The sequence below is a fragment of the Leifsonia sp. 71-9 genome (genome assembly GCF_001898805.1).
Taxonomy (GTDB): Bacteria; Actinomycetota; Actinomycetes; order Actinomycetales; family Microbacteriaceae; genus Leifsonia.
In genome coordinates this window covers 101,816-124,797 of sequence record NZ_MKVJ01000014.1, presented here as the reverse complement: position 1 = coordinate 124,797, position 22,982 = coordinate 101,816, and the positions used below count along the sequence as shown (strand labels likewise).

The 22,982-nt window shown below is 71.3% G+C and carries 20 protein-coding genes and 4 tRNA genes; 13 read left to right on the top strand and 11 right to left on the bottom strand.

The features are described from left to right. Positions 1–16: 16 nt before the first annotated feature. Positions 17–610 carry a TetR/AcrR family transcriptional regulator gene (locus tag BGO91_RS07840; RefSeq protein WP_290472220.1) on the top strand — a complete coding sequence of 198 codons (594 nt, stop codon included), beginning with the start codon at positions 17–19 and terminating at the stop codon, positions 608–610. A 57-nt stretch (positions 611–667) separates the two neighbouring features. Here BGO91_RS07840 and BGO91_RS07835 read toward each other — a convergent pair whose 3' ends face one another. The 4 genes from BGO91_RS07835 to BGO91_RS07820 form a co-directional block, all read right to left on the bottom strand. Continuing rightward, positions 668–2,806, bottom strand: coding sequence for a 3-hydroxyacyl-CoA dehydrogenase NAD-binding domain-containing protein (locus tag BGO91_RS07835; RefSeq protein WP_290472219.1), 2,139 nt, complete (start codon positions 2,804–2,806; stop codon positions 668–670). A gap of 6 nt (positions 2,807–2,812) precedes the next feature. Continuing rightward, positions 2,813–4,021: a thiolase family protein gene (locus BGO91_RS07830; RefSeq protein WP_039923336.1), complete on the bottom strand. Its 1,209-nt coding sequence runs from the start codon at positions 4,019–4,021 to the stop codon at positions 2,813–2,815. Positions 4,022–4,093: 72 nt separating this feature from the next. Further along, on the bottom strand, positions 4,094–5,290 hold the full coding sequence (locus tag BGO91_RS07825; protein ID WP_290472218.1) for an HRDC domain-containing protein: 1,197 nt from the start codon (positions 5,288–5,290) through the stop codon (positions 4,094–4,096). After that, entirely contained in the window at positions 5,283–5,879 is a 597-nt protein-coding gene (locus BGO91_RS07820) for a DUF3000 domain-containing protein (RefSeq protein ID WP_290472217.1), read from the bottom strand. Before BGO91_RS07820 ends, BGO91_RS07825 begins: the two co-directional genes overlap by 8 nt. A gap of 102 nt (positions 5,880–5,981) precedes the next feature. Between BGO91_RS07820 and BGO91_RS07815 the strand changes: the two genes are divergently transcribed. Beyond that, positions 5,982–7,169, top strand: coding sequence for an alpha/beta fold hydrolase (locus BGO91_RS07815; protein ID WP_290472216.1), 1,188 nt, complete (start codon positions 5,982–5,984; stop codon positions 7,167–7,169). Between the two features lie 19 nt (positions 7,170–7,188). On the opposite strand, the gene BGO91_RS07810 is transcribed toward BGO91_RS07815, so the two are convergent. After that, on the bottom strand, positions 7,189–7,623 hold the full coding sequence (locus BGO91_RS07810) for a SufE family protein (protein ID WP_021763278.1): 435 nt from the start codon (positions 7,621–7,623) through the stop codon (positions 7,189–7,191). Positions 7,624–7,632: 9 nt separating this feature from the next. Continuing rightward, a complete protein-coding gene (locus BGO91_RS07805; protein ID WP_290472215.1) occupies positions 7,633–8,532 on the bottom strand; it encodes a sulfurtransferase in 900 nt (299 codons plus the stop codon). Positions 8,533–8,691: 159 nt separating this feature from the next. On the opposite strand from BGO91_RS07805, the gene zapE reads away from it, so the two are divergent. From zapE to BGO91_RS07780, 5 genes are all read left to right on the top strand, one after another. Then, positions 8,692–9,747, top strand: a complete 1,056-nt coding sequence (gene zapE, locus BGO91_RS07800) for a cell division protein ZapE (protein WP_290472214.1) — start codon at positions 8,692–8,694, stop codon at positions 9,745–9,747. A 203-nt stretch (positions 9,748–9,950) separates the two neighbouring features. Next, complete coding sequence (locus tag BGO91_RS07795) at positions 9,951–11,225, top strand: ammonium transporter (protein ID WP_290472213.1); 1,275 nt, start codon at positions 9,951–9,953, stop codon at positions 11,223–11,225. Between the two features lie 125 nt (positions 11,226–11,350). Beyond that, entirely contained in the window at positions 11,351–12,577 is a 1,227-nt protein-coding gene (locus tag BGO91_RS07790) for an ammonium transporter (RefSeq protein ID WP_290472212.1), read from the top strand. Continuing rightward, positions 12,492–12,998: a type II toxin-antitoxin system PemK/MazF family toxin gene (locus BGO91_RS07785; protein ID WP_290472211.1), complete on the top strand. Its 507-nt coding sequence runs from the start codon at positions 12,492–12,494 to the stop codon at positions 12,996–12,998. The genes BGO91_RS07790 and BGO91_RS07785 overlap by 86 nt, the downstream gene beginning before the upstream one ends. An 87-nt stretch (positions 12,999–13,085) precedes the next feature. Next, positions 13,086–14,381: a PLP-dependent transferase gene (locus BGO91_RS07780; RefSeq protein WP_290472210.1), complete on the top strand. Its 1,296-nt coding sequence runs from the start codon at positions 13,086–13,088 to the stop codon at positions 14,379–14,381. 45 nt (positions 14,382–14,426) lie between these two features. Here BGO91_RS07780 and BGO91_RS07775 read toward each other — a convergent pair whose 3' ends face one another. From BGO91_RS07775 to BGO91_RS07765, 3 genes are all read right to left on the bottom strand, one after another. Continuing rightward, positions 14,427–15,620 (bottom strand): aminotransferase class I/II-fold pyridoxal phosphate-dependent enzyme, encoded by a 1,194-nt coding sequence (locus BGO91_RS07775; protein ID WP_290472209.1) that lies wholly within the window; start codon positions 15,618–15,620, stop codon positions 14,427–14,429. A 194-nt stretch (positions 15,621–15,814) separates the two neighbouring features. Next, positions 15,815–17,176 carry a hypothetical protein gene (locus BGO91_RS07770; RefSeq protein WP_290472208.1) on the bottom strand — a complete coding sequence of 454 codons (1,362 nt, stop codon included), beginning with the start codon at positions 17,174–17,176 and terminating at the stop codon, positions 15,815–15,817. Positions 17,177–17,450: 274 nt separating this feature from the next. Continuing rightward, positions 17,451–17,526: transfer RNA gene (locus BGO91_RS07765), tRNA-Val, on the bottom strand. A 177-nt stretch (positions 17,527–17,703) separates the two neighbouring features. Between BGO91_RS07765 and BGO91_RS07760 the strand changes: the two genes are divergently transcribed. From BGO91_RS07760 to BGO91_RS07740, 5 genes are all read left to right on the top strand, one after another. Beyond that, positions 17,704–17,776, top strand: a tRNA-Gly gene (locus BGO91_RS07760). Between the two features lie 70 nt (positions 17,777–17,846). Next, positions 17,847–17,917 (top strand) — tRNA-Cys (locus BGO91_RS07755). A gap of 25 nt (positions 17,918–17,942) precedes the next feature. Continuing rightward, positions 17,943–18,014 (top strand) — tRNA-Val (locus BGO91_RS07750). Between the two features lie 94 nt (positions 18,015–18,108). Beyond that, positions 18,109–18,690, top strand: a complete 582-nt coding sequence (locus BGO91_RS07745; protein WP_290472207.1) for a cyclodeaminase/cyclohydrolase family protein — start codon at positions 18,109–18,111, stop codon at positions 18,688–18,690. Further along, the gene (locus BGO91_RS07740; protein ID WP_290472206.1) at positions 18,687–19,601 is read left to right on the top strand and encodes a bifunctional methylenetetrahydrofolate dehydrogenase/methenyltetrahydrofolate cyclohydrolase; all 915 of its coding nucleotides are present in this window, start codon (positions 18,687–18,689) and stop codon (positions 19,599–19,601) included. The genes BGO91_RS07745 and BGO91_RS07740 overlap by 4 nt, the downstream gene beginning before the upstream one ends. A 19-nt stretch (positions 19,602–19,620) precedes the next feature. Here the strand turns inward: BGO91_RS07740 and BGO91_RS07735 are convergent, their stop codons facing one another. Next, the gene (locus BGO91_RS07735; protein ID WP_290472205.1) at positions 19,621–20,082 is read right to left on the bottom strand and encodes a hypothetical protein; all 462 of its coding nucleotides are present in this window, start codon (positions 20,080–20,082) and stop codon (positions 19,621–19,623) included. A gap of 72 nt (positions 20,083–20,154) precedes the next feature. Here BGO91_RS07735 and BGO91_RS07730 point away from each other — a divergent pair, with 72 nt between their 5' ends. Next, on the top strand, positions 20,155–20,619 hold the full coding sequence (locus tag BGO91_RS07730; protein WP_290472204.1) for a GNAT family N-acetyltransferase: 465 nt from the start codon (positions 20,155–20,157) through the stop codon (positions 20,617–20,619). Between the two features lie 82 nt (positions 20,620–20,701). On the opposite strand, the gene BGO91_RS07725 is transcribed toward BGO91_RS07730, so the two are convergent. Beyond that, entirely contained in the window at positions 20,702–22,921 is a 2,220-nt protein-coding gene (locus BGO91_RS07725; RefSeq protein ID WP_290472203.1) for a GH25 family lysozyme, read from the bottom strand. Between the last annotated feature and the right edge of the window lie 61 nt (positions 22,922–22,982).

Here is a 22,982-nt window from a genome sequence, read left to right as displayed (position 1 = left end):
CCCGAAGGAGGGCGACGTGGGCGAAGCGAGCCCGACCCGGCGCGGGCCGTACGCGAAGACCGCCGAGCGTCGGCAGCAGATCGTCGACGAGGCGTACCGTCTCTTCGCCACCCGCGGCTACCACGGCAGCTCCCTACGGGAGATCGCGGCGGCGGCCGGGATGAGTCTCGGCAGCCTCCAGTACCACTTCGGGAGCAAGGACGACCTCCTCGTCGCCGTGCTCGCCCGCCGCGACGAGCTGAGCAGCGGAGCGGCGGTGCCGCCCGGCGCCGGCTCGTTCGCCGACCACATCGTCGCGCAGGCGGAGCGCAACGAGGACATCCCGGGACTGATCGCCCTCTACAGCGTGCTCTCCGCCGAGGCGGTCACCGCCGATCACCCGGGCCGCGACTACTTCCTCGGCCGCTACGACCTGCTCCGCGCCGACTACGCCGCCGAGCTCACGGTGCTGCGGGATGCCGGACGGCTGCGCGAGGGTGTGGACCCCGCGATCGCCGCGGCGACGATCGTCGCCCTGTGGGAGGGCATCCAGCTGCAGTGGCTCTACACCCCGGAGAGCATCGACGCGGCGAAGACCCTGCGCTCCTACCTCGACCTCGTCCTGACGTGACGAACGCCCCGCTCACGGCGAGCGGGGCGTTCGATCGGGTCGGTCCGATCCCGAGGGTCAGGCGACGCCCTTCACCGGCGGGTGCTGGAACGTGTCGCCGAAGACGCGCTCGGAGGCGCCCACCCGATCCAGGTACGGCGTGATGCCGCCCATCTGGAACGGGAAGCCCGCTCCGAGGATCATGCAGAGGTCGATGTCCTCCGGCGCCTCGACCACGTGGTCGTCGACCAGCATGCGGTGGATCTCGTCGGCGAGGCCGTCCTCCAGTCGGCGGAGGATCTCGTCCTTCGTCCACGGGTTCTTGCCGCCGGCGATGATCTTGGCCGCGCCCTTGTCGAGGCCCTTGATCTTGCCCTTGCCGTCCTTCTCCAGGAGCGTGCCGTACTCGGCGAGCTTGTGGAGGTTCTCGCTGCGGTAGAACCGCTCGGGGAACGCGGCGTGGTGGGTGTCGAGCACGTGCGCGCCGACCTTGAGCCCGACCAGGTCGAGCAGGGCCGAGGGCGGCATCGGGAGGCCGAGCGGCGCGAACGCCTCGTCGACCGTCTCGAACGAGGTGCCGTCGTCGACGGCGTGCATCGCCTCGCCGAGGACCTTCGCCAGGATACGGTTGACGACGAACCCGGGGGTGTCGGCGGTGATGACCGCGTTCTTCTTCAGCGCGGCGGCGGTGACCATCGCGGTGGAGAGGGTGGCCTCGTCGGTGTGCGGGGTCTTGACGACCTCGATCAGCGGCATGACGGCGACCGGCGTGAAGAAGTGGAACCCGACCAGGCGCTCCGGGTGCTTCAACTTGGCGCCGATCTGCTCGACCGACAGCGAGGACGTGTTGGTCGCGATGACGGCCTCGTCGGAGAGGTACTGCTCGACCTCCTCGAACACGTTCTGCTTGACCGTGAGCTCCTCGAAGACGGCCTCGATGACCCAGTCGCAGTCCGCGAAGTCCGCCTTGTCCGTCGTGCCGGTGACGAGCGCGCGCAGCCGGTTGGACTCGTCGGGCGAGATGCGGCCCTTCTCCTGCAGCTTGCCGATCTCGTCGTGGATGTACGCCACGCCCTTGTCGACGTGCGCCTGGTCGAGGTCGGTGATGACCACGGGCACGCGCAGACGGCGGACGAACAGCAGCGCGAACTGGCTCGCCATGTAGCCGGCGCCGATGACGCCGATCTTGGTGACCTTCTTCGCGAGCTTCTTGTCCGGGGCGCCGGCGGGGCGCTTGGCCCGCTTCTGCACCAGGTTGAAGGCGTAGATGCTGGCCTGGAACTGGTCGCCCGAGATGAGCTCGGCCAGCGCGTCGTCCTCGAGCTGGAAGCCGGCGGCGCGGTCGTTCGACTTGGCGGCCTTGAGCAGCTCGAGCGCCTTGTAGGGCGACTTCGGGACGGTGCCGATGCGGCTCTCGAGCATCTTGCGCGCGATGCCGAGGGCGGCATCCCACTTGACCATGCGCTCGACCTTGCCCGGCACGTTGGGACGCTTGACCTCGACCTGGCCGGTGAGCACCTTGTCGGCCCAGACCAGCGAGTCCTCGAGGAAGTTCGCCGAGTCGAAGATGGCGTCGGCGATGCCGAGGTCGAAGACCTCCTGCGGCTTCAGCATCCGGTTCTGCTTCAGCGGGTTCTCGATGATCACCTTGAGGGCGTTCTCGATGCCGATGAGGTTCGGGAGGATGGTCGCGCCGCCCCAGCCCGGGATGAGGCCCAGGAAGACCTCGGGCAGGGCGAACGCGGCGGCGTTGCGGTCGATGGTGCGGTAGTCGGCGTTGAGGCCGATCTCCACACCGCCGCCGAGCGCGAGGCCGTTCGTGAAGACGAAGGACGGCACGCCGAACGTCGCCTGCTTGCCGAGCACGTAGTGGCCGAGCTGGGGGAGCAGCTTCGCCACCTCGACGCTCGGGATGTCGCCGACCCGGCTGAGGTCGGCCCCGGCGGCGAGGATGAACGGCTTGCCGGTGACGGCGACGGCGTCGATCTCGCCGCGCTTGGCCCGCTCGGTCAGTGCGTCGAAGGTCTTCCCGAGCTCGAGGAGCGTGGCGGGCCCCATCGTGTTCGGCCGCGTGTGGTCACGCCCGTTGTCGAGCGTGACCAGCGCGAGGGTCTTGCCGCTGGGCAGCGGCACGTCCTTCACGGGGGAGTGGGTCACGACCTCGTCGGAGGAGAGGTCGACGAGCGGGGAGAAGTCGATCGTGGTGTAGTCGGTCACTCGTTCTCAGGCCTTCCGTGCAGCGCGCTTGTCGAAGTTCGGGTTCTCCCAGATGACCGTGCCGCCCTGGCCGAGGCCGACGCACATGGCGGTCACGCCGTAGCGGACCTCCGGGTGCTCCTCGAACTGGCGGGCGAGCTGGATCATCAGGCGGACGCCGCTGGCGGCGAGCGGGTGGCCGATCGCGATGGCGCCGCCCCACTTGTTGACCCGCGGGTCGTCGTCGTCGATGCCGAAGTGGTCGAGGAACGAGAGCACCTGGATGGCGAACGCCTCGTTCAGCTCGAACAGGCCGATGTCGTCGATCGAGAGGCCGGCCTTGCGCAGGGCCTTCTCGGTCGAGGGGACCGGGCCGAGGCCCATGATCTCGGGCTCGACGCCGGCGAACGCGAAGCTCACCATGCGCATCTTCGGGGTGAGGCCGAACTCCTTCACCGCGTCGGCCGAGGCGAGCAGGCTCGCGGTCGCGCCGTCGGTCAGCGGCGACGAGTTGCCCGCCGAGACGCGGCCGTGCGGCCGGAACGGCGTGCGCAGGGTCGCGAGCGACTCCATGTTCGTCTCCGGGCGCATGCCCTCGTCGCGGGTGGCGAGTCCCCAGCCCGACTCGGAGCGGATCGCGACCGGGACGAGGTCGGGCTGCAGCTTGCCGTTCTCGTAGGCCGCTGCGGTCTTCTGCTGGCTGCGCATCGCGAAGCGGTCGGAGCGCTCCTTGGTGAGCGCGGGGAAGCGGTCGTGGATGCGCTCGGCGGTGCTGCCCATGTTGAGGGCGTCCTCGCCGACCAGGCGCTCCGTGAGGAAGCGGGGGTTCGGGTCGGCCCCGAAGCCCATCGGGTGCCGGCCCATGTGCTCGACGCCGCCCGCGATCGCGAGGTCGTAGGCGCCGAAGGCGATGCCGGAGCCGAGGGTGGTGACGCTCGTCATCGCACCCGCGCACATCCGGTCGATGGCGAAGCCGGGGACGGACTTCGGCAGTCCGGCGAGCAGTGCCGCCGTGCGGCCGAGGGTCAGGCCCTGGTCGCCCTGCTGGGTCGTCGCGGCGATCGCCACGTCGTCGATGCGGTCCTTGGGCACGTTCGGATTGCGCTCGAGCAGGCCGATGATCGCCTTGACGACCAGGTCGTCCGCCCGGGTGTTCCAGTACTGCCCTTTTTCGCCGGCCCGTCCGAACGGAGTCCGGACTCCGTCGACGAAAACGACTTCGGTTCTTTCGGCCACAGTGCCTCCCATTTCAGGTCCGTATCGATCCTAGGGAGCCTGTCTGGGCGGACGGGAATCGTTTGATTCTTTCTACGAATCCGTTTCGGGCGACTCGTCGGGCGTTTGGCTACTTTCCACAAAGGCATCGGCGATCAACTGTGAGGTTGCCTCAACCTGCCACGGCCGTGCTCCGTGCGCCGTCAGCGCGTCGGCGATCGTCTCGGCGGTGATCTCGGCGGGCGGGGTCCACGCCACGCGCCGCAGCGTCTCGGGCGTCAGGAGGTTCTCCAGCGGGATGCTCCGCTCCTCCGACAGCGCGGTGAGCGCCGCGCGAGCGGCCTTGAGCCGGCCGTCGGCCTCCGGGTTGCGGTCCGCCCAGGCGCGGGGAGGCGGGAGCGTGTCGCCGTTGCCGCGCAGCACCGGGAGGTCCTCGGTGGTGCGCCCGGCCTCGATCGCGCCCCACCAGCGGTCCAGCTCGGTGCGGCTGGCGCGGCCGGTGAACTCGCGCAGCGCGGCCAGGGCGCGCTTGTTGTCGGGGAGGGCCTTCGCCGCGGCGGTCAGCGCCGAGTCCGGCACGAGCCGGCCGGGCGCCGTGTCGAGCTCACGGGCGAGCGCGTCGCGGCTGAGCCACAGCTCCCGCGCCACGGCGAGGTTGCGCAGGCCGCGGATCGAGTGGATGCCCGAGAGACGGCGCCACGGTTCGCTGCGCACCACGGTCAGCTCGCGGGTGAGCTCGGAGGAGAACTCCTGCTGCGCGATCTCGGTCTTGCCCGACTCGTCGAGGAGGGCGGCGATGGCGTCGCGCAGGTCGGGCAGCAGCTCGACGTCGAGTGCGGCGTAGACCAGCCAGGGCTGGGGGAGCGGCCGGGTCGACCAGTCGGCGGCGCTGTGCTCCTTGGCCAGGTGCACGCCGAGCAGCTCCTCCACGACCGTCCCGAGGCCGACGCGCGGCATCCCGAGCAGCCGGGCGGCCAGTTCCGTGTCGAAGATGCGCGAGGGGTCGAGGCCGACCTCGCGCAGGCAGGTCAGATCCTGGGTCGCCGCGTGGAGCACCCACTCGTCGTCGGCGATCGCGGCGTTCAGCTCGTCGAAGCGGCCGACCGCCGGCGGATCGAACAGGAACGTCCCCGACCCGCGGCGGAACACCTGGATCAGATACGCGCGCTGAGAGTATCGGAAGCCGCTGGCGCGTTCGGCGTCGACGGCGATCGGGCCGGTGCCCGCGGCGATGAGGTCGACGGCGTCGAGGTAACCGGCGCGGGTGTCGATGACGGAGCGCTCAGCCACGCGGACTCCGTCTCGTCGTGAGGAGGCTCACGCCCTCGCCCGTCGGAGGCAGTCCGGCCAGCATGCAGAGCAGCTCGCCCCATCCCTCGACGTGCGCGGTGATGTCGGTCTCCAGCGGGCTCCACGACGCGCGCAGCTCGATCTGCGAGCCGTCGCCCTGGGCGGCCAGCTCGCCGAACCCGGTGCTGATGATCTTGGTGGCGGTGCCGCTCGCCGCCGTGTAGCGGGCCTCCCGCGCGTCGAGGGCGTCGACCAGCCACGACCACGTCACGTCGGCGAGGAAGGGGTCGAGGCCGATGTCGGTCTCCAGCGGCGCCTGCGCGAAGCAGACGATGCGGAACGGGCCGCCCCAGGCCTCCGGCTCGTCGGGGTCGTAGAGCAGGATGAACCGGCCGGTGCCGAGCTCGGAGTCGTCGCCGTGCCGCGCAGGGCGCACGTCGGCGGCCAGTGCGACCGCGTAGGGCGCGAGCTGAGCGGGCGCGGGGATCTCGGTGACCGTGAGCTCCGGACGGGCCGGGGCGGCACGGACGGACGCGAGGGCAGCGGCGAACGCGGCCGGCACGTGCGGGGTGGCGGGTGGAGTCGACACGCTACGAACACTAGAAGCCTTTGCGGGTCCGCGACGGTAAGGCACGCCGCCTGAAGAACTCCTGAGGGTGCGCTCCAGGCGGCGCCGGGTACGCTGACGGGCATGGCGCGGGACAAGAGGGCAAGAGGATTCGTGAAGGCGCTCGCCGTGACGGCGGTCGTCGCCGGCGGGCTGGCGCTCGCGACCGCGGCGGGAGCCGGGTACGTGATCAGCCGGGTCGCCAGGACGGTCCTCACGCCGGTGCGCCGGCGCCCGCAGAACCAGACGATCCGCGCGGTCGACCCCGCGCTCGGCACGATCACGATGGCCTCCACCCCGGACGCCAGGATGCCCGGCCGCTTCGGCGTCTGGTTCGGCAGCGAGACCGGCTACGCCAAGGTCGGCGGCCTGCTCGCCGTCGACGAGGAGACGGTCACCCGCGAGCTCGAGCGCGTCGAGTTCGGCGAGCTGAAGCCGGGCCGCGGGCGCATCAGCGGCTCCTGGTACCTGCAGCCGGAGGAGCTCGGCCTGCCGGTCACGAGCGCCGAGATCCCGACCGAGCTGGGGCAGGCGCCGGCCTGGGTGTTCCCGGCCGCGGCCGACGCGGCGGACGACGGCCGCTGGGTGATCCAGGTGCACGGCTGGGGTGCGAGCCGTCTGGAGGGCCTGCGCGCCGTCCAGACGTTCCACGACGCCGGCTACACCTGCCTGCTCGCCTCCTACCGCAACGACGGGGATGCGCCCGACAGTGCGGACCGGCGCTACGGCCTGGGCGGAACCGAGTGGCACGACATCGACGCCGCGCTCGGCTACGCCATCGCGAACGGCGCGCGGTCGGTCGTCCTCATGGGCTGGTCGATGGGCGGCGCCGTCGTGCTGCAGACCATCACGCGCTCCGACAAGGCGGACATCGTCGCCGGCCTCGTCCTCGAGTCCCCGGTGATCGACTGGGTCGACACCCTCGAGTACCAGGCGCACCTCCTGCGCCTGCCCGATCCGATCGCACAGGGCGCCATCCGGCTCATCGAGTCCACCTGGAGCGGCCCGATCACCGGTCAGGGCGCCCCGATCGACCTCGCCAGCATGGACTTCGTCGCGCGCGCGACCGACCTGACGCTGCCGACGCTGATCCTGCACAGCGACGACGACGGCTTCGTGCCGTCCACGTCGTCGCGGGCGCTCGCGGAGGCGCGCAGCGACATCGTCACCCTCGTGCCGTTCACCGTCGCCCTCCACACCAAGCTGTGGAACTACGACGAGCGCAAGTGGAGCAGCGCGATCTCCGACTGGCTCGCCGCCACCCTCCACTGAGCGGGAGCCGCCCGGGAGGCTAGGCGGCCAGCTTCGCCCGCACCTGGCGCTTCGTGCGGCCGAGCAGCGCCGACATGCCGCGGATGCGCAGCGGCGAGACGGCCTGCGTCAGTCCCAGCGTCCCCGGGAAGTCGTCCGGAACGGCGAGCACCTCGTCGGCCGTGAGACCGGCGAGGCCCTGCACCAGGATGGAAGCGAAGCCGCGCGTCGTGGGCGCCTCGGGCGGGGCGGTGGCGAACAGGTGCACCACGTTCGCCTCGTCGACCTCCACGAAGATGAAGACCGGCGCCTGGCACTCCTCGACCCGCTCGAGCAGGTCGGGGTGGTCCGCGTAGCGCTCCGGCAGGGCGGGGAGCTCGTCCGAGAACTCCAGCAGCAGCTGCAGCCGGTCGGGCTGCTCCAGCGCCAGGAAGTCGTCGCGGATCTCGGCCAGGACGCCGGTCAATTCGGTCATGCGTCCAGGCTACTTCGCCGGGACCTCGCCCGGCTCGGAGCCGGTCGCGATCGGCACCCGAACCGCCGAGCCCCACTCGGTCCACGAGCCGTCGTAGTTGCGCACGTTCTCGAACCCGAGCAGGTGGGTGAGCACGAACCAGGTGTGGCTCGACCGCTCGCCGATGCGGCAGTACGCGATCACGTCGTCCCCGGCCTTCAGCCCGGCGTCGCCCAGGTAGATCGACTCCAGCTCCGCGCGGCGCTTGAACGTCGCGTCCGGAGCGGCGGCACGCGCCCACGGCACCGACGCCGCCGACGGGATGTGCCCCGACCGCAGCGCGCCCTCGGTCGGGTAGCCGGGGATCTCGGTGCGCTCGCCGCTGTACTCCTCGGGGGAGCGGACGTCGATGAGCGGCCGCCCGAAGTGGGCGAGCACATCCTCCTTGAAGGCGCGGACGCGGCTGTCGTCGCGCTCGACGACCGGATATTCCACGGGCGTCGGCGACGGGACCTCCCGGGTCAGCTCGCGCCCTTCGGCGATCCACTTGTCGCGGCCGCCGTCGAGCAGGCGGACGTCCTCGTGGCCGAACAGCGTGAAGACCCACAGCGCGTACGCCGCCCACCAGTTGTTCTTGTCGCCGTAGATCACCACGGTGGTATCGCGGGCGATGCCCTTGGAGCCGAGCAGCTCGGCGAAGTGCTCGCCGCTGACGTAGTCGCGGACCACGGGGTCGTTGAGATCCGTGTGCCAGTCGATCTTCACGGCACCGGGGATGTGCCCCGTCTCGTAGAGGAGCACGTCCTCATCCGACTCCACGACGACCAGCCCCGGTTCCCCGAGGTGTTCCGCCAGCCACTCGGTGGAGACGAGGCGCTCCGGGTGGGCGTAGTCGGCGAAGTCGGTCGACGGGTCGGTCTCGATGGCCATGCTGTTCTTCCTCCGGGATAGGCTGGGACCCTGCGAAAAGCAGGGAAAGCAGTCTCAGGCTACGCGGCGCGGAACGACCCGAACAGGCGATCGCGCGCAGAGCGAAACACTGCGACATCCACTCGCTCCGCTCCCGACCACGAAGGTGCCCCTCCCGCCATGACCCTCGATCAGACCGGCGCGCTGCCGCGCCTCGCGGACCGCTCGCCCCAGATCACCGGGACGGAGATCGCCGCGAGCCTGGTGCCGCCGTCGCAGTTCGAGCGCGCCTCCTTCGACAACTACCGCCCCGACCACGACTACCCGTCGCAGGCGGACGCGGTCTCGACGCTCAAGCTGTTCGCGAAGTCGTGGGAGCCGCAGCGACCAGCCGGCCTGTTCAGCCGCAACCGCAAGAAGGTCGCGGCGATGAAGCCGGGCGTCTACCTCGACGGCGGGTTCGGCGTCGGCAAGACCCACCTCCTCGCCGCGCTCTGGCACGAGGCGCCGGGACCGAAGTACTTCGGCACCTTCATCGAGTACACGGCCCTCGTCGGCGCCCTCGGCTACGCCGGCGCCGTCGACCTGCTCCGCGGCTCGACCCTCATCTGCATCGACGAGTTCGAGCTCGACGACCCGGGCGACACCATGATGATGACCAGGATGCTCGGCGAGCTCGTCGCCTCCGGCACCCGCATCGCCGCCACCAGCAACACCCCGCCCAACGCTCTCGGCGAGGGCCGCTTCGCCGCGAGCGACTTCCTCCGCGAGATCCAGTCGCTCTCCGCCAACTTCGAGACCCTGCGGATCGACGGCCTCGACTACCGCCGCCGCGACACCACCGGCAGCGCGATCACGGTCGAGCCCGCGGAGTACACCCGCGTCCTGGAGGCGCTCGCCGCACGGGGCGAGACGGCGACGTCCGACTCCTTCGACGACCTCATCGCCCACCTGGCGACGGTCCACCCCTCCCGCTACATCAAGATCATCGACGGCGTGGACGTCATCGGGCTCGACGGCGTGCACGTGCTGCACGACCAGATGGCGGCCCTGCGGCTCGTCGCGTTCATCGACCGCGTGTACGACGCGGAGATCCCGATCGTGCAGACCGGCATCCCGCTCAACGACATCTTCGACGACGACATGCTCGGCGGCGGCTACCGCAAGAAGTACCTGCGCTCGGTCTCCCGCATGATCGCGCTCACCGCGGGAGAACTGCCTCCGCACGACGGCTAGGCGACCTCCCACCTGCCGCCCGGCAGATCGGGACCCGGCGGAAACACAGTGTTTACACACGCGTCGGATGCGTAACACTCGCGAAACACGCGCAGCCTCCCACCGAAACCTCTCGCGTTCAGACTGGCTCCACCCCGAAGCGCTCCCGCCCCGAATGGGAGCGCACGTGAGCCGGGGCACGCACAGAGAGGTAGACAATTCGCATGGTGCTCCACACAGCAGCGGACTACGCAGAAGCCGGGACGGTCAACGCCCTGTGGCTCCTGGTCGCCGCAGCCCTCGTCCTGCTGATGACCCCCGGTGTCGCCTTCTTCTACGGCGGCATGGTCCGAGCCAAGAGCGTCATCAGCATGATGATGATGAGCTTCGGCGCGATGGCGCTGGTCGGCGTCCTCTGGGTCGTCTACGGCTACGGCCTCTCCTTCGGGCCCGAGTCCATCAAGGGCCTCCTCGGCACGCCGGACTGGTTCCTCGGCAGCCTGATGGGCAAGGACGGGCTCACCCCCGACCTCGGCGGCCTCGCCTTCGCCGGCTTCCAGGCCACCTTCGCCATCATCACCGTGGCCCTGATCTCCGGCGCGATCGCCGACCGGGCCAAGTTCGGCTCCTGGATGATCTTCGCGGGCATCTGGGTCACCGTCGTCTACTTCCCGGTGGCGTACTGGGTCTTCAACCTCTCCAACGGCTGGATCGCGGCCGGCCTGCACGTCAACGACTTCGCCGGCGGCACCGCGGTGCACATCAACGCCGGTGCGGCGGGTCTCGCCCTCGCCCTGGTGCTCGGCAAGCGCGTCGGCTTCCAGAAGGGCATGAGCAAGCCCCACAACGTGCCGCTCACCCTCCTCGGCGCCGCACTCCTGTGGTTCGGCTGGTTCGGCTTCAACGCCGGCTCGGAGGCCGCGGTCGACGGCGTCGCCGCTCTGGCCTGGGTCAACACCCTCGCCGCCCCGGCCGCGGCGACCATCGGCTGGCTGATCGTCGAGAAGCTCAAGGACGGCAAGCCCACGTCGATCGGCGCCGCTTCTGGAGCGGTCGCGGGTCTCGTCGCGATCACCCCGGCCTGTAACATCCTGACCCCGGGCTGGGCGATCCTCCTCGGCGTCGTGGCCGGCGCGGTCTGCGCCCTCGCGATCGACCTGAAGTTCAAGCTCGGCTTCGACGACTCGCTCGACGTGGTCGGCATCCACCTCGTCGGCGGCATCATCGGAACCCTGTGGATCGGCTTCTTCGGCTTCACCCACGTGGACGGCGACGCCAGCAAGCCCTTCTCGAGCCTCCTCTACGGCGGCAGCTTCCAGCAGCTCGGAGTCCAGGCCCTCGGCGCCGCCGCGGTCCTGATCTACTCCTTCGTCCTCGCCTACGCCATCGGCTGGGCGATCCAGAAGACCATCGGCTTCCGGATCAACAACGAGGACGAGCTGGCCGGCGTCGACACCGTGGTCCACGGCGAAGAGGGCTACGCCCTCGAGACGGTCTGACCTGCCTGACCGGTAACACAGCACGCCGAACGGGGTGCCGCCTGCGGGCGGCGCCCCGTTCGGCGTCCGCGGCGGACGTCCCGGCTCGGTAGGGTGATGCTGGCATTTCGAAGCGAAGGGGCGGGATGGGCACGGCGACGAGCGAGCAGGTGGACGCCCTCCTGCTGTTCTTCTGCGGAGCGCTGACGCTCCTGATCGTGCCCGGGCTGGCCTTCTTCGTCGGCGGCCTCGCCGGCCGGGCCCGCGCACGGCGCGCACTGCTGTTCGTGTTCGCCGGCGCAGCGGTCGTCGTGGTCCTCGGGGTGCTCGGCGGCTACGGCCTGATGGCGGGCGCACCGCTCATCCCGCACCTGGTCGGCATCCCGGACCCCGGCCTGGCCACGCAGCACGGCGTCTACCCCCTCGCTCGCGCCGGGGCGCTGATCGCGACGAGCGCGGTGGCGGTGGCGATCGTCGGGGCCGCCGTCGCGTCCCGGATCACCGTGAGGGCGTGGCTGACCTTCTGCGCGCTGTGGAGCGTGCTCGTGCTCTTCCCGGTGGGATACGCCGTGTTCGCGCTGAGCGACGGCTGGGCGGTGTCGCTCCTCGGCGTCGTCGACTACGGCGGCGCCCTGCCGGTCGGGCTCGCGGCCGGTGCGTCCGCCGTCGGCGTCATCGTCGCCTGCGGGCGCGGAGAGCATCCCGCGCAGACCGGGCGCAGCCTCCCCGTCGTCGCCCTCGGGGGGACGCTCGTCTGGGTCGGCTGGCTGGGGCTCGTCACGGGCTCGGAGGGCGCCGTCGACCAGTACACCGCCCCGATCGCGATCAACGCGTTCGTGGCCTCCGCAGCGGGCTGCCTGATGTGGATGCTCGTCGACCGCATCCTGCTGCGCCGGCCGACGCTCGTCAGCGTCTTCTGCGGGGCGTTCTCGGGCCTCGTCGCGATCACCCCGGCCTCCGGGGTCCTGACCATCGGCTGGGCGCTCCTGCTCGGCGCCCTCGCCGCGCTCGCCTGCGCCACGATGGTCGACGTCGCGGCGCGCGCACGCTTCGGGCCGGCGCTCGCCCTCTGCGTCATCGTGATCGTCGGCAGCGCCGTCGGCCTCCTGTTCGTCGGCCTGTTCGGCGCGGGCGGCGGGATGGTGGAGAGCGGCAACTTCGACCTCTTCATCGCCCAGGGCGTCGCCACGGTCGCGGTGCTGGTCTACGCGTTCCTGGTCGCCTTGCTGCTCGCCCTCCTGCTGCGGTTCACCGTCGGACTGACCCGGGTCCGCTATGGTGCCGAACGTGGCATCCCCTCGACGATTCCTGACGGCGCTCGGCCGGCTGTTCCGCCCGAGCGCGCGGACACCTCCCTCCGCCCCGACCGCTGAGCCAGGCCGGACCGGCGCCTCGGCCACCGTGCAGGTCGATCCGCGGCGGCTCGGCGCCATCCGCACCTCGTACGTGCCGAGCACCGACGGCGACGCGGACCCGGGGGAGATCGTCTGGACCTGGGTGCCCTACGAGGAGGCGGACGGGCGCGGCAAGGATCGACCGGTGCTCGTCGTGGCGGCGGAGTCGGGCGGGAGCGTCCTGGCGGTCGCCCTGACCAGCCAGGAGCACCCGGGGCGCCCGGAGTACGTGCCCGTGGGTTCGGGCGCGTGGGACGGGCAGCACCGGCCCAGCTACGCGCGCGTCGACCGCGTCTACCGCCTGCACCAGGGCGGGATGCGGCGGGAGGCCGCCGCGCTCGGGCGCGCCCCGTTCGACGCGGTCCGCGCGGAGCTCCGCCGGCGCTACGGCTGGCGCTGAGCGGCGCGGCCGACACCGTCCGCCGCCGTGTGTCGCACTGTGAACCGCGGACGTGCCGTGCCGGGATGCGGACACTAGTGTGGCCGCATGCCAGAGGACTGTAGCTGGGACTTCGAGACGCGCCAGATCCACGCCGGGGCGGTGATCGACGCCGAGACGCGCTCGCGGGTCACGCCGATCTACCAGACCGCCGGATACGTCTTCGACGACTTCGACGACGGTGAGGCGCGCTTCGCAGGCAGGAGCGCCTACCGCGCGTACTCCCGCAATGAGAACCCGACCAACGCCGTCGCCGGGCGGCGCATCGCCGACCTCGAGGGCGGGGTCGACGGGATCGTCGTCGCCAGCGGGCAGGCCGCGATCGCCGCGGCGCTCACCGCGCTGGCCGCCGCGGGCGACCACGTGCTCGTGACGCGCTCCCTCTACGAGGGCACCCGCGAGATGTTCCGCGGCGTGCTCGCGCGGCAGGGCATCGAGTTCGAGTACGTCGACGACGACGCGTCGGACGAGGACTGGGCGGCGCACGTGCGCCCCTCGACGCGTGCGGTCTACACCGAGACGCTGCCGAACCCGCTCAACCAGGTGGTCGACATCGAGCGGCTGGCGCGGATCGCGCACGCCGCCGGCGTCCCGCTCGTCGTGGACAACACCGTCCCGACCCCGTACCTGTGGCGCCCGATCGAGGACGGCGCCGACATCGTCATCCACTCGACCTCGAAGTGGCTGGCCGGTCACGGCGCGGTGCTCGGGGGAGCGGTGGTCGACGCCGGCCGGTTCGACTGGGCGGCCCACGCCGACCGGTTCCCGCAGCTGACCGAGCCGCCGCGTGCGGGCGTCCCGTCGTTCGTCGAGCGGTTCGGCGCCAGCGCCTACCTCGCCTACGTGCGCACCGTCATCGTGCTCGAGTACGGCCCCACCGTGCCGCCGTCGAGCACTTTCCTGCTGCTGCACGGCATCGAGACGCTCTCGGTGCGGATGGACCGCCACGTCGCCAACGCGCAGGCCGTCGCCGAGCTGCTCGCGAGCCGCCCCGAGGTCGCGCACACCTTCTATCCGGGACTGGAGAACGACCCGGGCCACGCGCTCGCGCAGAAGTACCTCCCCAAGGGTCCCGGGTCGATCGTGTCCTTCGAGCTCGCCGGTGGGCGGGAGGCGGCTCGCCGCTTCATCGACGCCCTGCAGCTCGTCACCCCGATGACGCACATCGGCGACGTGCGCAGCCTCGCCATCCACCTCGCCAGTACCATCCACGCCAAGCTCACGGCCGAGGAGCGCGCGGACGCCGGCATCACGCCGGGCCTGGTGCGTCTCTCGATTGGCCTGGAGAGCCCGCGGGACCTCATCGCCGACCTCGAGCGCGGGCTGGACGCCGCGGGGGTCTGAGGGTCGCCTCCTGCGGACCCCGGGTCGCCTCTCCCGTCGTGCGGTTCAGACCGCGCGGACGAGGAGCGGCGTGGAGGCCGCCGCGGCGCGGGCGTCCACCGTGGCGGCGATGCGCCGCACCGCCTCGACGACCGTCGACGGGTCGCAGGCGAGGTTGAGGCGCGCGAACCCGCGCCCCGGCTCGCCGAACGCGAGCCCGGAGTTGAGCGCGACGCGCCCTTCGTTGATGAGCACGCGCGCCGGGTCGTCGCCGAGCCCGGTGGCGCGGAAATCGAGCCAGACGAGGTATCCCGCGTCCGGCCGGATCGCGGTGACCGACGGCGCGTGGACGGCCAGCTCGGCCTCCAGCAGCCGCACATTGGCGACCAGGAGGTCCAGGAGGCCGTCCCGCCAGTCGAGGCAGGAGAGGGCGGCGACGTTGGCGTGCAGGCCCAGGATGCTGGTGCGTGCCGCGAGCTCTTCGGGCAGCCGGGTCAGCAGCGCGGCGGAGCGTTCCTCCGCGGCGACGACGACGGCGCACTTGAGGCCGGCGAGGTTCCACGCCTTGCTGGCGGAGGTCACGGTCACGGCACGGGCGCCCGCGGCGCGGGCCACGGGGGCGAACGGGGTGAAGACGGTGCCCGGGTGGGCGAGGGGAGCGTGGACCTCGTCGCTGACGACGAACACGTCGTACGCGGCGGCGAGGCGGGCGAGCGCTTCCAGGGCGGCGAGGCTGTGACATCGGCCCGTCGGGTTCTGCGGGTTGCACAGCAGCAGCGCGTCCACGCCGGCAGCGAAGGCCGCCTCGATGCCGGCCAGGTCGAGCGCCCAGCCCTCGTGCTCGAGCAGGGGCACGGTCACGGCGATCGCGTCCGCCTCCTCGATCATCTCGAAGAACGGCGGATAGACCGGGGGAGTGAGCACTACCCGGCCGCCGGCCTCCGGCAGCGCGAGACGCAGGGCCTCCACCACGCCCACGGTGACGTCGGTCGCTAGGTGCACCCAGTCGGTGTCGACCTCCCACCCCCAGGACTCATCCGCGAACCGGGCGAACGCGGGCGCGAGCGGCCCCGCCGAGTCGAGATAGCCCGTGTCCGAGTTGCGCAGCGTCTCCGCCACCCGGTCGAGCACGGCCGGCTCCACGTCGAAGTCCATCTCCGCGACGAAGACAGGGAGGACGTCCGCCGGGTAGCGGCGCCATTTGATACTCGACCTGGTCGCATAGAGCTGCTCCAGGGGACGTGCCGGTCCGAAGCTCATGCAGTTCAGGGTGCCTCAGGATGCGGCGGCGCGCGACCGCCGGTGTCACGGGGCGTAGCAAACCGCGAGCGCCGCCTCCCGGGACCATTGCGCGGCGTCGCCGCGCCGCAATCGTCCCGGCGCGCCGCAGTCGTCGGCGAGCGTTCGGCCGAGCTTCTCGAACCGCGTCTGCCGCAGCCCATAGCTGCCCCGGGTCATTCCGCGCACAGCGAGACGGCCTCGATCCGGAGGCCGTCCATCGTTCCTCGAATGCTGGCCTGAGCGATGCCCGCGGAAGCCGGGCGACTGCCGTCCGGAGCCCAGAAGTCGGTTCCCATCGCACGATCGCGAGGTGCGAGTCCTGCACGCGCCCAGTCCGCGGTGATCGCTGCGAACGCCCTCCCGACGGATTCGTCGGTGGAGGTCGGGTCGTGCCAGAGGGGGAGCGACACCGAGCCGTGGACGGCCTCCCCGCCTCCGCCGACGCAGGCGCCCGGCTGCACGCTCGGTTGCAGATCGCTGGGCGCCGACGCAACGCTCGCCGCCCGCTGCAGGAAGCCGCGCACATCGTCCTCGTACTGCGCCCGTTGGTCCTCCGTCGCAGAGGGGTCGGGAGCGGGAGCAAGGAGTTCGTCCCAGGTCTGTCCGGGAGCCGCAGACCCGACCGGAAGCCCCACGAAGCCCTGAACGGAGTGCGAGCGGTTCGCGTCGTGCAGGTCGAACGCGGTCCGAGGCCGCTCGCCGCGATCCGCGGCAGGATCGACAGCGCTCGCGACGGCCTGTGCGTCGGCCTCGGGGTGGGCGGTCTCGATCGACAGCGTCGGCCGGGATCCCTGCGGGTCGACGGAGGAATGCGTCCCGCTCACGTCCGGACGGTTGTCGTCACTGGTGATCCAGGTCACGTCGTCCCGGCTCGCGAGGTGGTCGAGGACCGCCGCCAGAGCCTCGGACGGAGCGGCCGGCGTCACCTCGATGGAGCGCGACATTCGCTGGTCTCCGTCGGGCCAGAGGACGGCGACGACGGTGAGTGCCCCGCCGCCGAGGCCGGCGACGCTGCGGAGGGCGCCCGCTGCCGCGGCCAGAGGGGACGACCCGTGCGCGGCCGGATCGGTCAGGGACACGGTGCCCGTGCCCGACTCGAACGTGACGCGCTTCGCCAGCGGAAGCCTCCGCAGGAGGTCGGCTGCCTCGATGACGTCCGGTCCAGCAGCACGTGCTGGCTGCTCCTCTCCGAGACCGGAGATCCGCACGGGCGCGAGCCCGGCGCCTCCCGGAACGTCGAGAGTGACGTTCACGCGGTAGGCGCGCCGGAGGTCGACTCGATGCACCGCGTCCAGCACAGGTTCGGGTGCCGTGGTGAGGCCCTCGACGGTGTTGGTGAGCACGCGGATCGAAACAATCCAATCGCCCGGGTGGTCCTTCTCGTCGCGCGCGACGACATCGGACGTCGCCGATGCGACGCCGGAGAGCGCGCCGATCTCGGCGGCCGCACGAGCGGCCTGCTGCACGAGCGCTTCGGGTGGATCCGGGAACAGCGAGCACCCCGTCAACGCGGACACGAGAAGCGCGGACGCCACGAGAGCCGACAGGAGAATGCAGGGAGGGCCCGGTGCGCGGCGGCGAGTCGTCGTCATGCGACCAGTTCAGCCGACCGCCGTGCATCCGTCGTCCGTCGGAAAACGGATGCGGCTCATCCCACAGAAGGATCCTCGTGTCGGCACGTAACGGAGTAGACGCGAGTGCTGCCTCCCGGGACGACTGCGCCGCGGCGCCGGGCCGCGCTCGTCCCTGCGCGTAGCAGTCATCTCCGCAAATGGAAAAGCCCCCGGCGTACCGGGGGCTTTCGTGATCTGGTGGGCGATACCGGACTCGAACCGATGACCTCTTCCGTGTGAAGGAAGCGCGCTACCAACTGCGCCAATCGCCCGTGGGATGTGCACCCGGTCACCCGGCTGCGAGATTCGATACTAGCCGACGCGGGGCGCGGAATGCACATCGGGCGGCCCGGGCGCGGCGACACACCCGGGTGGCGTGTCCGGTTTTGGTTTCGGCGAAAGGATCGGCTAAAGTCATTCAAGTGCCGCGGGAAACTGCGGAACGAAATGCGGATGTAGCGCAGTTGGTAGCGCATCACCTTGCCAAGGTGAGGGTCGCGAGTTCGAGTCTCGTCATCCGCTCGAGTCGGCCCGGTGTCTTCGGATCCCGGGCCTCTCGATACGGTACGGTTATTTCCGTGTTGTTGGCTTCGGTGGATTGGCCGAGAGGCGAGGCAGCGGCCTGCAAAGCCGTATACACGGGTTCGAATCCCGTATCCACCTCGATCCTGAACCTGGTTCAGGCTCTGGGCGATTGGCGCAGCGGTAGCGCGCTTCCCTGACACGGAAGAGGTCACTGGTTCGATCCCAGTATCGCCCACAGAATGAAAACCCCCGGGAGACCGGGGGTTTCTTCGTTTTGCCGCCGACACGGCGGTGCGCTGCCGCACGGCCGCCCCGGATAGGCTGAGTGGGTGCAAGAGGGTTTGTGGGCGCTCCCCACGTCGGAGCTGCTGTCGCGGACGTCATCGTCCGAACCGACGCCGGGCGGAGGTTCGATCGCGGCGATCACGGGCGCGCTCGGTGTCGGCCTCGTCCAGATGGCTCTGGCTGTGACGGCGGACCCCGAGCTGGGGCCGTTGAGCGGGCGGCTCGACGCCATCCGGGAGCGGATCGTCCCCGGAGCGGATGCCGACGTGGCGGACTTCGAGAACCTGATGGCCGCGTATCGTGCGCCCCGGTCGACCGACACCGAGCGCGAGGAGCGTCGGCGGCTGATCGAGGCGGCGACCGTCGCGGCGACGGAGCGTCCGCTCGAGCTCGTCGCAGCCCTCATCGACGCCCTCGTCGCGTCGCACGACGCCGAGTCGGCGGTGAAGCCGGGAATCGTCAGCGACGTGATCGCGGGCCGCGACATCGTCGTCGGCGCAGCGTGGGCGGCCATCCGCACCGTCGACGTCAACATCGCTCAGCTCGACCGCTCGAGTTCCGTGCGCGCGCCGGAACTGCGGGCGACGCGCGACGAGCTCGCCCATCGTCTCCAGGAGGCCTCATGACCGCGATCATTCTCGACCCGTCGCCGGTGGCGGCGTCCTTCCGCGACGAGGTCCGCCAGGATGTGGACCGCTTCCGCGCGGAGGGTCGCACACTGCGGGTGGTCGGCCTCCTCGGCCAGGACGAGGGTCCTGCCGCGACGTATGCGCGGTTCGCGCGCCGAGGCTTCGACGATGTCGGGATCGAGTTCGACCTCCGTCACGTGGTGCCGGAGGAGGCCGAGCGTGCCGTCGCGACCGCGAACGTCGACCCCGACGTGGACGGGATCTTCCTCTACTACCCGCTCACCGATCGCCGCGGCGACCGGTGGCTCCGGGAGCTGGTCGACCCCCGCAAGGACATCGAGGGCATGCACTCCTTCTGGAGCCGCCTGCTGTACGAGAACGAGCGGTTCGTCGACGCGGACCGGACTCAGCGCGCGATCCTCCCGTGCACGCCCCTGGCCATCCTGAAGCTGCTGGACCGCGCCGGTATGCGCGGCACCCGGGAGAACGCCCCGCTCGAGGGCGTGACGGCGTGCGTGATCAATCGCAGCGAGGTGGTCGGTCGTCCCCTCGCGGCGATGCTGGCCAACGACGGCGCCCGCGTCCACTCGCTCGACATCGCCGGAGCCGTGACGTACGAGCCGGCCATCGGGCGCCACACCCACGAGGTGCGCACCTCCGGGATCGACCGCGCAGCGGCACTGGCCGACGCCGACGTGGTCATCTCCGCCGTGCCCTCCCGGGACTTCGAGCTCATCCGCGGGGACGAGATCCGCGCCGGCGCGATCTGCGTCGATGTCGCCGAGTTCACCAACTTCGACGAGTCGGCCAAGGAGCGGGCGGGCGTCTTCGTGCCGCGCGTCGGACCCCTCACGGTCGCCATGGCCGCCCGCAACCTCACCAGACTGGCCCGCCTGACGGGACGCTGAGCGGACGCCGCTCGGCCCGTCACCCTCCCCGTCGCGGCGGAAGGTCCACGGAGGTGTCGCCGACCGTCACCGTCACGGGGAGGGAGGCCGCGAGCTCGTCCGGCACCCGCACCTCGTAGGTGACGAACGCCAGGTCGGCAGTGCACGCCCCGAAGAACCCGCCGCGCTGGCTCACCTCGACGAGGAGCCGGTCGGGCGCCTCGACCGTGAGCGCTTTCGGCTCCGTCGGGCACGTCGACGAGCCACCCAGGGTGACGGCCAGCAGGCGTCCGTCGTCCGCCCACTGCGCACGCGGACCGAGATCCGGGTCCGGCAATCCGAAGGAGCCCGGCGACGGCGACGGTGAGAGCGACGTCGCCGGGAGGCGGGACTCCGGCGGTTCCCCGGGATACGAGCGCTCCACGAGCGACGCGCATCCACTGACCGCGGCCGTGGCGACCGCCACGGCCATGACCGCCATCACCCGCCTGCGCGCGTTCATGCGTGCACCCTACCGGTGCTGGCCGAGCGGCGTCGAAACACGGCGGACACACGCGTTCTCTAGAGTCGATGCATGAGCTTCACCATCGTCCCCGCCGACTTCGACTCGACCGCGCTGCGCGACTTCCTCCAAGCCCACCTCGACGACATGGAGCCGACCGCCCCGCCCGAGAGCCGGCACGCGCTCGATCTCGCGGGCCTGCAGCGGCCGGGCGTGCGCGTCTGGACGGCGGTCGATGGAGACGCGGTGATCGGCACCGCGGCCCTCGCACCCATCGAGGACGGCTGGGAGGAGCTCAAGAGCATGCGGACCGCCCCGGAGCGACGGGGCGAGGGGATCGCCGCCCGCCTCCTGGTGCACGTCCTCGTCGACGCGCAGGACCGCGACGTGGAGCGCGTGTCGCTGGAGACCGGGTCGCAGGAGTTCTTCGCCCCCGCCCGCCGGCTGTACGCCCAGGCGGGATTCTCGGAGTGCGAGCCGTTCGCCTCCTACGTCCCCGACCCGAACAGCGTCTTCATGACGCGCACGCTGGACTGAGCACGCGAACGGCTCCGCCCCTCCCGGAGAGGAGGGGCGGAGCCGTTCGGAACCCGTCAGCGCCGCAGGGGCGGCGCGTCGGTCAGTAGCAGACCTGCAGCGAGTTCACGTCGGTCGTGAGCACATCGGTGCCACCCGCGATCTGCATGGTCGTGGTCGCCAGGCGCACCATCTGGTCGCCGATCGAGCGCGGCACGCAGCCGGGCTTCGACAGGAGGAGCGGCTGAGTGGCCGAACCCGCCGCGGCAGATGCGACGAGGGCGTCCTGCCAGGCCAGCCCGGAGGCGACGTACACGGAGGACGCGCTGTTGGTGCCGAACGCCGACGCCGACAGCAGGGCGCTCGTGCCGAAGCGGTCGCCGCCTCCGACGCGCGCGATGGCCGAACCGGAGCTCTGCGCCTGCGCCGCCCAGTTGTCGGCGACGACGTTCACGCCGCCGACGATGGTGACGGAGCGGATGCTGTGCGACGACAGGTACGACTGCGTCGCCGGGTCGAGCGCGCCGCCGTTCACGAGGATGAGCGGCCGGTTCTGCTTGGCGGCGACCGGTGCGGCCGACAGAGCGTCCGGGAAGCTGTTCCCCGCGGCGACGTAGGCGGCGGTCGCCGTCGGGAACGCGGAGGCGGCGACGAGCCGGGACGTCTCGTAGCGATCGGCGCCGCCGATGCGGGTGACGGGGAAGCCGAGCGAGGTCAGCTGATTGAAGGCGGCGTCGGCGACGGCGTTCGCGCCGCCCACGACGACGATCTTGCCCGGCTTGAGCCGCTGCAGCTCCGTCAGCACGGTGGCCGGCACGGCACCGGGCATCGTGAGCAGCACCGGACCGTGCTGGGCGCCGGCCGCGGACGCGGCGGAGAGGGCGTCGGGGAAGTCGAGACCCGAGGCCACGTACGCGACGGGGACGCCGGCGCTCGGGAAGGCGTGCTGCGAGACGACGACCGCGGTGCCGAACCGATCGGCGCCGGCGAGACGCTGCGCCGCGGGAGCGCTCGACGTCGCGGCCGAGACGAAGGCCGTCTTGCACCCGAGGGAGGCGTTGCCGCCCGTGTTCCCGGGGAGAGCGATGGCGGTGACGCAGGCTCCGTATTGCCCGTAGCCGCTCCATGGCGCCTGCACGGAGTAGCCGTGCGCGGCCCCAGCCCCCGGATACGCGGCCGCCACATCCGGTCTCGACAGATTCGCGGCGACCGTTTGATTCGTGATCCCGGCCGGGGTGTTCCAGGTGATCTGCACCTGGGTGGACGCGGTGATGTTGGACTGGTCGAACGTCCAGCCGGAGACGGAGAACGGTCCTCCCGAACTCACGGTCGCGGCGTCGTACGCGCCGATCGGCGGGTGCGCCCGGCCGCCGAGGGCGAACAGCTGGAGCTGCGCCTGGTTGCCGTTGAAGATGTCCTGGTCGCCGGCGAAGACGCCGGAGCTCGCGTACTGCCACATGGTCCAGTCGAGCCAGCCGGCCGCGAGCGCGCCGGGGGTGCTGGTGCCGTAGCGGGCGACGAACAGCGGGTAGGCGCCGAAGGTGCTGTTGGAGCCGGTGCACTGGTTCCACCAGTTGGCCGTCGAGTAGATCGCCGGGTTGACGCCCGTCAGGCTGCGCATCGTGGTCACGAAGTCGGAGATCCACGCCGACATCGCGGCCTGGGAGAGTCCCCAGCAGGTGCCGCTGCCGTCGGTGGCGTACTCGATGTCGAGGAGCGGGGGGAGGGTGCGGCCGTCGGGCGACCAGCCTCCGCCGTGGCTGTAGAAGAAGCGCGCCTGAGTGGCGCCGTCGGTCGTGTTGGGGGTCGCGAAGTGATACGCGCCGCGGATCATTCCGACGTTGTACGAGCCCGCGTACTGGGCGGGGAAGTAGCTGCTCGTGTAGTAGGTGCCCTCACTGGCCTTGATGTACGCGAAGCGGGCGCCGTTCGCCCACTGCGCGTTCCAGTCGATCGACGGCTGCCAGCCGCTGACGTCCATGCCGAGCACGCCGCCGACGCCCAGGAGCGGGGAGGCCGCGTTCGCGTTGACCCGGAACGGGCTCACGGCGGGGCCTTCGGCGGCCTCGATCGTCGAGCCCATCGCGTGGTCGCCGGCAGCCGTCTGCTCGGCGAGGCTCGGGTTGGCGTCGGAATCGTCGGCCGAGGAGGCGGACGGCGAGGAGGGGGACGGCGACGGTGTCGCGGTCGGGCTGGGCGTCGCGTCCGGAGTCGCCGTGGCGGTCGCCGTCGGCTCCGGAGTGGGCGTCGTGGCGGCGTGCGCTGGCACGCCTCCGACGAGCGCTATCGCGAGCGCCGCGGTGATGGCAAGGCCGGTTTTCATCGGAGACATCCGCTCTGATCGGGGGAGTTGAGGTGTCCGTTCGTTCGGGTCCGTCCGGATC

Excerpts from the sequence above, each read along its gene's own strand:
- BGO91_RS07740 (WP_290472206.1), top strand. The coding sequence starts at position 18,687 with ATGACCGCGATCATTCTCGACCCGTCGCCGGTGGCGGCGTCCTTCCGC.
- BGO91_RS07790 (WP_290472212.1), top strand. The coding sequence starts at position 11,351 with ATGGGCACGGCGACGAGCGAGCAGGTGGACGCCCTCCTGCTGTTCTTC.
- BGO91_RS07795 (WP_290472213.1), top strand. The coding sequence starts at position 9,951 with ATGGTGCTCCACACAGCAGCGGACTACGCAGAAGCCGGGACGGTCAAC.
- BGO91_RS07780 (WP_290472210.1), top strand. The coding sequence starts at position 13,086 with ATGCCAGAGGACTGTAGCTGGGACTTCGAGACGCGCCAGATCCACGCC.
- BGO91_RS07775 (WP_290472209.1), bottom strand. The coding sequence starts at position 15,620 with ATGAGCTTCGGACCGGCACGTCCCCTGGAGCAGCTCTATGCGACCAGG.
- BGO91_RS07815 (WP_290472216.1), top strand. The coding sequence starts at position 5,982 with ATGGCGCGGGACAAGAGGGCAAGAGGATTCGTGAAGGCGCTCGCCGTG.
- BGO91_RS07805 (WP_290472215.1), bottom strand. The coding sequence starts at position 8,532 with ATGGCCATCGAGACCGACCCGTCGACCGACTTCGCCGACTACGCCCAC.
- BGO91_RS07730 (WP_290472204.1), top strand. The coding sequence starts at position 20,155 with ATGAGCTTCACCATCGTCCCCGCCGACTTCGACTCGACCGCGCTGCGC.
- BGO91_RS07725 (WP_290472203.1), bottom strand. The coding sequence starts at position 22,921 with ATGAAAACCGGCCTTGCCATCACCGCGGCGCTCGCGATAGCGCTCGTC.
- BGO91_RS07810 (WP_021763278.1), bottom strand. The coding sequence starts at position 7,623 with ATGACCGAATTGACCGGCGTCCTGGCCGAGATCCGCGACGACTTCCTG.
- BGO91_RS07735 (WP_290472205.1), bottom strand. The coding sequence starts at position 20,082 with ATGAACGCGCGCAGGCGGGTGATGGCGGTCATGGCCGTGGCGGTCGCC.
- zapE (WP_290472214.1), top strand. The coding sequence starts at position 8,692 with ATGACCCTCGATCAGACCGGCGCGCTGCCGCGCCTCGCGGACCGCTCG.